The sequence below is a fragment of the Pseudomonas sp. genome, assembly GCF_037994325.1.
In the GTDB taxonomy this organism is placed as follows: domain Bacteria; phylum Pseudomonadota; class Gammaproteobacteria; order Pseudomonadales; family Pseudomonadaceae; genus Aquipseudomonas.
In genome coordinates this window covers 1-3,920 of record NZ_JBBNAH010000365.1, presented here as the reverse complement: position 1 = coordinate 3,920, position 3,920 = coordinate 1, and the positions used below count along the sequence as shown (strand labels likewise).

Sequence of the window (3,920 nt, the reverse complement as noted above, 5' to 3'; positions counted from 1 at the left end):
TGCCAACTGCGCTTTTGTTTGTCCCAGAGCATCCAGAAAAACCCCAAGCCCAGGCATAGCCACGACGCAATCGACACCATAAAGCGCAGCAGCGCCTGCCACAGACTGATGGCGCTGCCGTCGGCATTTTGCACACGCACGCCCCACACCTGCATGCCCAGGGTTTGCCCGGAGTGGGTCCAGAACTTGGCAAAAAACGCGAACAGGCTAAAAAACAGCAGGGTGGACAGCACTGGGTCGCCATTTAAAGCGCCGCTATCGGCCATTTCGCGCAGGCGCTCGCCACCAAAGATCAGGCGCAGCGCGATCTGCTGATAGGCCAGGGTCATGACCATCAAAATGGCCACACACAGCAGGAAGTCATAAAACATGGCCGCCAGGCGACGGGGCAGGCCGGCGATAGTGAAATCGCCCTGGGGCTTGAGAAGACGTTTGGACATGCGAGACTCGCGGAGGCTGAAAGCGCGAGGCACTTTACTGCAAAAGGGCGGCGTTGAAAAAACCTGCGCGGATTTGAAGCAGGCAGCGCCGGGACAACGCGCACAAAAAAGCCCCCGCTGTCACCAGCGAAGGCTTTTGCTAGAACGGAATTCTTAGTTCACAACTTGAACTTGATCCGCTTGCAGGCCTTTCTGACCTTGTACCGAAACGAAGCTGACTTTCTGGCCTTCTTTCAGGCTCTTGAAGCCGTCGCCTTCGATTGCGCGGAAGTGCACGAACAGATCCGGACCGCTTTCTGGAGTGATAAAACCAAAACCTTTCTCGTCGTTAAACCACTTGACGGTACCGTTCTGACGATTCGACATATCTTTATTTCCTTGGAGCTTGAGTTAGTGACAGCCTCGGTTCTCTCCCGAGGGCTGAACTGGGCGAGGGTGTTTAACAGCACCGTCTACGCACGCAGTGGGCGAAAAGATACGCTAAATTCGCGGCCAAAAACAACCCCTTGAAATAGCCCTGTAGGCGCCGGAATACGCCGCTTTCAGGGCTTTTTGCTATAGCGACAAAACCTGCTGGAATAGCGGCAAAAACCTCCTAGAAATAAAACTGCAAAGCGTGCGTGCAGTAATTGACGAGTGGAAATTTCGAAGAATACAATTAGCTTGCTAACTAATTAAATTCTCGTATTTCCCTCGATGACTCTCGACGCCCTCCAACTCAACATCAGCAGTGGCATGGTGACTGCGGCACGCCATTGGCGGCGCATTTGCCAATCAACGCTGGCCAACTACGGCATTTCCGAAGCCTGCGCGGTACCGTTGCTGATGATCGTGCGCCTGGGCGACGGTGTGCGGCAGGTGGCCGTGGCCCAGGCGGCTGGGTTGGAAAGCCCATCACTGGTGCGCTTGCTTGACCAGTTATGCCGCGCCGGTTTTGTTTGCCGCTGCGAAGATCCCGACGACCGCCGCGCCAAAGCGCTTAGTCTGACGCCCCGTGGCCGCGAGCTGGCCGAGTCGATTGAAAGCGAGTTGGTGCGCTTGCGCCGCGACGTGCTGCAAAACATTTCCCCTGCTGATCTCGAAGCCGCGCTGCGCGTCGTGCGTGCCTTTGAAGAGGCTGGCCGGCACGGCAGCGGTGAGCAGTCTTGAGCGGTTTTTTCTCCGGCATGCCACCGGCACGCGATTGGTTTTATGGCGTGCGCACCTTTGGCGCGTCGATGCTGGCGCTGTATATCGCCATGATCATGCAGATGCCGCGTCCGTACTGGGCGATGGCCACGGTGTATATCGTCTCCAGCCCCTTTGTTGGGCCCACCAGTTCCAAAGCCTTGTACCGCGCAGTCGGAACATTTGTTGGCGCAGCGGCAGCGGTGCTGTTTGTGCCGATGTTTGTGCAAACACCCATGCTGTTGGCGGTGGTGGTTGCGCTATGGACCGGCACGCTCTTGTTTCTCTCGCTGCACCTGCGCACGGCCAATAGTTATGCGTTGATGCTGTCCGGCTACACTTTGCCGCTGATTGCCCTGCCGGTTGTGGATAACCCTACGGCGGTGTTTGAGATTGCCTCGTCGCGCACCCAGGAAATCTTCCTCGGTATTGTCTGCGCGGCGGTGGTGGGGGCAGTGTTCTGGCCACGTCGCTTGGCGCCGGTGGTTATGGATGCGGCCAACGCCTGGTTCGCCGACGCCACCCGCTACAGCCAGCACTTCTTAAGTCGCGGCCAACAGGCCGCCGAAGTGGGCGCCCTGCGATCGGCGATGGTCGCCAGCTTTAACTCCCTGGAGTTGATGATCGGCCAGTTGCCCCACGAGGGCGCGCGGCCGCAAACGGTGCGCAACAGCAAGGAACTGCGCGGCCGCATGATTCACCTGCTGCCGGTAATCGATGCGCTGGACGACGCGCTGATCGCTCTGCAGCGCCGCGAGCCCGAGTTGGTCGCCCACCTCGAACCGCTGCTGGAAGACACGCAGTATTGGCTACAAATGACTGCCACCGATGCATCACCCGAACGCTGGCAAGCCCTGCGTGACCAGCTCGAAGCGCTGCAACCGGGCGCCGAAGCATTGGATGAACGCCGCCAATTGCTGCTCTCCAATGCCCTCTATCGCCTCGGCGAGTGGATCGACCTCTGGCAAGACTGCCGCAGCCTGCAACACGCGATTTTGTTAGATGACCAGCAGCCATGGCGCGCGGTTTATCGGCACTGGCGCCTGGGCCGTCTGACGCCGTTTTTCGACCGCGGGTTGATGCTCTATTCGGTGTTTTCCACCATTACCGCGATCATCGTCGCCTCAATGTTGTGGATCGGTCTGAGCTGGACCGATGGCGGCAGCGCGGTAATTCTTGCCGCTGTGGCCTGCAGCTTTTTTGCTGCCATGGACGACCCGGCGCCGCAGATTTACCGGTTCTTTTTCTGGACCGCGATGTCGGTGCTGTTCGCCAGCCTGTATCTGTTTTTAATCCTGCCCAACCTGCACGATTTCGCCATGCTGGTGCTGGCCTTTGCCATCCCCTTTATCTGCGTCGGCACCCTCACGGTACAGCCGCGTTTCTACCTGGGCATGCTGCTGACCATCGTCAACACCTCGTCCTTTATCAGCATTCAGGGCGCCTACGATTCGAACTTTATGACCTTTATCAACAGCAACCTGGCTGGGCCCATCGGTTTGCTGTTCGCCTTTGTCTGGACCCTGGTGGTGCGCCCCTTTGGCGTGGAAGTGGCGGCCAAACGCCTGACCCGGTTTAGCTGGCGCGACATCGTTGCCCTCACTGAACCTGCCAACCTCGCCGCACATCGGCGCATGGGTGTGCGCATGCTCGACCGCCTGATGCAGCACCTGCCGCGCCTGACCCAAACCGGCCAAGACACCGGCGCCGCGCTGCGCGATTTGCGTGTGGCGCTGAACCTGCTGGATCTGCTCGCCTACTTGCCGCGCCTGCCGGCCGTGCCGCAAGGGCAACTGCGCCAAGTCGTCAGCGATGTTGGCGCTTACTTTCGCGCCTGCCTTAAAGCCGGTGAACGCTTACCTGCGCCCAAGGCGCTGCTGATGACGATGGACCGCGCGCGACGCTCGCTGAATATCACCGTTTGCGTTGACGCCGAACAGGCGCGGCTGCACAGCTTGCATGCCTTGAGCGGTTTGCGCCTGGCGCTGTTGCCAGGCGTGGAAGTGCTGGTTGAGGCGGGCGATGGGCCGGAGCACATGCCTTATGGAATTGATGGAGCCGCGCTGTGATTGGTGACCTGGATATCAGCGGGGTATTTCTGCCCACGCTGCTGGTGATGATGGCGTTCACCTATCTGTTGTACCTGGCGGTGCACGGCGTGCTTAACCGCCTGCACTTCTATCGCCTGGTCTGGCACCGGGCGCTGTTTAACGTCTGTCTTTACGCCGCGCTACTCGGTGCGGTGGATACTATTTGCCGAAGCCTGATGCTATGAAAAAACCTATGTTGACCTTGGGCCGCGTGGTCCTGACG

General features: G+C 59.2%; 5 protein-coding genes. 3 read left to right on the top strand and 2 right to left on the bottom strand.

Annotation, left to right across the window (positions count from 1 at the left end; all coding sequences use genetic code 11):
- Nucleotides 1-440 (bottom strand): RDD family protein (locus AAAB16_RS12440; protein ID WP_340663596.1); only part of this gene is annotated, 440 nt, incomplete at its 3' end.
- 153 nt (nucleotides 441-593) lie between these two features.
- The gene (locus tag AAAB16_RS12435; RefSeq protein ID WP_110616492.1) at nucleotides 594-806 is read right to left on the bottom strand and encodes a cold-shock protein; all 213 of its coding nucleotides are present in this window, start codon (nucleotides 804-806) and stop codon (nucleotides 594-596) included.
- 330 nt (nucleotides 807-1,136) lie between these two features.
- On the opposite strand from AAAB16_RS12435, the gene AAAB16_RS12430 reads away from it, so the two are divergent.
- The 3 genes from AAAB16_RS12430 to AAAB16_RS12420 are packed head-to-tail and all read left to right on the top strand — an operon-like array spanning nucleotide 1,137 to nucleotide 3,882.
- The gene (locus AAAB16_RS12430; RefSeq protein ID WP_340663595.1) at nucleotides 1,137-1,589 is read left to right on the top strand and encodes a MarR family transcriptional regulator; all 453 of its coding nucleotides are present in this window, start codon (nucleotides 1,137-1,139) and stop codon (nucleotides 1,587-1,589) included.
- Nucleotides 1,586-3,676: an FUSC family protein gene (locus AAAB16_RS12425; protein ID WP_340663594.1), complete on the top strand. Its 2,091-nt coding sequence runs from the start codon at nucleotides 1,586-1,588 to the stop codon at nucleotides 3,674-3,676. The genes AAAB16_RS12430 and AAAB16_RS12425 overlap by 4 nt, the downstream gene beginning before the upstream one ends.
- Nucleotides 3,673-3,882 (top strand): DUF1656 domain-containing protein, encoded by a 210-nt coding sequence (locus AAAB16_RS12420; protein WP_340663593.1) that lies wholly within the window; start codon nucleotides 3,673-3,675, stop codon nucleotides 3,880-3,882. Before AAAB16_RS12425 ends, AAAB16_RS12420 begins: the two co-directional genes overlap by 4 nt.
- The last annotated feature ends 38 nt before the right edge of the window (nucleotides 3,883-3,920 follow it).

What these genes read in the sequence shown, in the direction of transcription:
- AAAB16_RS12435 (WP_110616492.1), bottom strand. Translation starts at nt 806, where the DNA reads ATGTCGAATCGTCAGAACGGTACCGTCAAGTGGTTTAACGACGAGAAA.
- AAAB16_RS12430 (WP_340663595.1), top strand. Translation starts at nt 1,137, where the DNA reads ATGACTCTCGACGCCCTCCAACTCAACATCAGCAGTGGCATGGTGACT.